This window comes from Gammaproteobacteria bacterium, assembly GCA_011375345.1.
In the GTDB taxonomy this organism is placed as follows: domain Bacteria; phylum Pseudomonadota; class Gammaproteobacteria; order DRLM01; family DRLM01; genus DRLM01.
In genome coordinates this window covers 1-2649 of the sequence record DRLM01000155.1, presented here as the reverse complement: position 1 = coordinate 2649, position 2649 = coordinate 1, and the positions used below count along the sequence as shown (strand labels likewise).

Here is a 2649-nt window from a genome sequence, read left to right as displayed (position 1 = left end):
AATGCCGGCCGCTACCGTGTCCGGCGCTGGTTGCCCGAGCACGAATCCCGGGCGGCGGACCTGTGGGTGGAAACCGTGCCCTTCAAAGAAACCCGGGAGTATCTGCAAAACGTGTTCGCCTACACTGTGGTGTACGACTACAGGCTGGGCCGCGAGCCCCAATCCCTGCGTGTTCGCATGCCACCGGTGCAGGGGCGCGACGCCACCTTGAGCCGGCGCCAGGCGTCCACCGGAAAAACACCCGGGTAGGAGCCGCGGGTTTAGGATGAATCGGCTGCAAAACCGGGACGGCGGTCCCTGTTGCCGCGATATTTCGTCACCTGGCGCCCCCCGGTTGCTGCCGGGCCGACTCTTCCACTAAACTTCCCGGCTCATTCACCCGCATTCCAACGGATATTACGATGACACTAGTACTGACCCGCGTATTCCAACTCGTCCTGGCGCTGTTCTTTCTGTCCATGGTGAGTGTTTGGTTCGGCGGTATCGCCCTGGCCGTTTTGTCCCTCTGGTACCAGCTGTCCACCGGCCTTGGCGGCCACGGTGCCGGCGCCTTGTTTCTCGCGGCGTTGTTCGGGGGGGGCATCGGCGCGGGGTTGTACTACCTCTTCAAACTGGTCCCGCAAATATTCTGCGCCTACGTTGAGACCGGCATCGCCCTGGCCAGGCTGGGCATGGTCCAGGTGAGCAAACTGGAACAGGGTCTGACCGCCGGCGATGCCGACAACACCACGGTCAACGTGACACCCCGCCAGAACACGTCCGCATCGTAGTGACAGGGCCGGTTCGGGACCGCCGCGGTCATGATTCCCGAACCGGCCCTCCTGTCCTGCCCGGCCGGCACCACCGCCGATCTTCAAGCCCGGCAAACCCTGGTCTGTCCGCGGGCTAAAGCCCCGGCAAAGCTGACCGATACACGCTTTACCACGACACGCCTGGTGCGGCTTCTGCACGGGGCGAGGCGGGCATCCTGAATTTCTCAGCGGCAGGCAGCGTATGGGTCTTTCGAGAACGACACGAAGCGAAGTGGATGAATTGCTGGAGGAATTGGGACTCACCGGACCACGGCCAAAGAAGCAGCTGGCCAGAGAGGTGTTCGCGGCCGAAGTGCGCCGGGAAATCGAATGCCTGGCGGAGCTGCCGACCATGCCTGAAACGGCCCGCCTGGTACTGCGTCTGCGCAACGACCGCAGCGCCGGCGTCAAACAACTGGCCGCGGCAGTGGAGAACGACCCCGGTCTGGCCGCCCAAATGGTCTGTTACGCCCGACTGCCCCTGTTCGGTTACGGCGACCGCATCAACTCCGTCCAAAAAGCCATCGGGCTGGTTTTGGGCTTCGATCAGGGGGTGCACATGGCCCTGGGCATGACCGCCGGCAGAAATCTGCGTATGCCCGGCCGCGGACCGCTGGGACGCGAAGCCTACTGGCGCCATGCCCTCTACAGCGCCACCCTCACCCAAACCCTGGGCGAACGCATGCCGCGGGAGCGACGACCCTCAGCCGGTACCACTTACCTGGCGGGCCTGTTGCATAATATCGGCTACCTGCTGCTGGGGCATCTGCACCCCGAAGAATTCTCCCACCTGAACGCCATTTGCGACAGCAGCCCCCTTCCTTCGGTGCGGGATCTGGAGTTGCAGGTGCTGGGCGTGCGCCACGAGCTGTTGGGCACCTGGTTGCTGAAATCCTGGGAGATGCCACCGGAGGTGATCGTCGCCGCCCGCGAACACCATTTCCCGGACTATGGCGGTGAACACGCCACCTATGCCAAGCTGGTGCTGCTGGCCGACCGTGCCCTGGCCCTCAGGGACATCACCATGAGCGGCGAGCGTTCCATTCCCGAACACGTGGTGGATGAGCTGGGCCTGGATATGGACCAGGTCCTGGATGCCACTGAAACCCTGTTCGGCATGGGAAGCGAGCTGGACGATATGGCGGAAAAACTGGCCGCCTGAACCCTCTCCTCCCGTTCCCTTTTTGCCACCCCGGACAAGGGATGGCCCTGGCCCCTGGCACTCATTCAGGGTCCATTCAGCATCTCCTGCGTAAAGTGAAGCGTCACTGGCTGGAAGCGCCGTTCCGGTGCCCCAGCCGGCATGACACTCAGACACACCGGCGCACGCTCAGCATGCGCGTTCCGTAACAGCAATTTTTAAGGAGATTCTCATGAGAAAAATGACTGTCCTGGCGATGGCCGCAGCTTCCGCGCTGGCCCTGTCCACCTCCGCCACGGCCGGTGACGCGCTCGCCCTGGCCAAAAAAAGCGGTTGTCTCGCCTGCCATTCGGTGGATCACAAAGTGGTCGGACCGGCCTGGAAAGATGTCTCGAAAAAGTGGAAGGGTGACGCCTCGGCCCGCGATTTTCTCATCAACAAAGTGAAAAAAGGCGGCAAGGGTAACTGGACCGCGGTAACCGGTGGGGTGCCCATGCCGCCCTATTCGCCGCGTGTGGCGGACGCGGACATTGAAACCCTGGTGGATTTCGTCCTCTCCCTGGCCGAATAAGGCCGCCGGGAACTCCCCCTTCCAGCGCGCCCCCGGGGCGCGCTCTTTTTTATGCGCCAGGTCCGGCGCGCAGCGCCGTGATTGTGCACCACAAAAAAAGACCACCCCGCAGGGTGGCCTTGGTCGTGGCAGTGGCGGGGCGGCTT

At 63.2% G+C, this 2649-nt stretch carries 3 protein-coding genes; all 3 read left to right on the top strand.

All coding sequences use genetic code 11. The annotated features are described in order from the left end of the window. The first annotated feature begins 401 nt into the window (after positions 1-401). The 3 genes from ENJ19_11975 to ENJ19_11965 all read left to right on the top strand — a co-directional run bounded on the left by ENJ19_11975 (position 402) and on the right by ENJ19_11965 (position 2503). Positions 402-770: a hypothetical protein gene (locus tag ENJ19_11975; GenBank protein ID HHM06438.1), complete on the top strand. Its 369-nt coding sequence runs from the start codon at positions 402-404 to the stop codon at positions 768-770. A gap of 223 nt (positions 771-993) precedes the next feature. Beyond that, a complete protein-coding gene (locus ENJ19_11970; protein ID HHM06437.1) occupies positions 994-1953 on the top strand; it encodes an HDOD domain-containing protein in 960 nt (319 codons plus the stop codon). A 220-nt stretch (positions 1954-2173) separates the two neighbouring features. After that, positions 2174-2503 carry a c-type cytochrome gene (locus ENJ19_11965; protein HHM06436.1) on the top strand — a complete coding sequence of 110 codons (330 nt, stop codon included), beginning with the start codon at positions 2174-2176 and terminating at the stop codon, positions 2501-2503. Positions 2504-2649 lie beyond the last annotated feature (146 nt).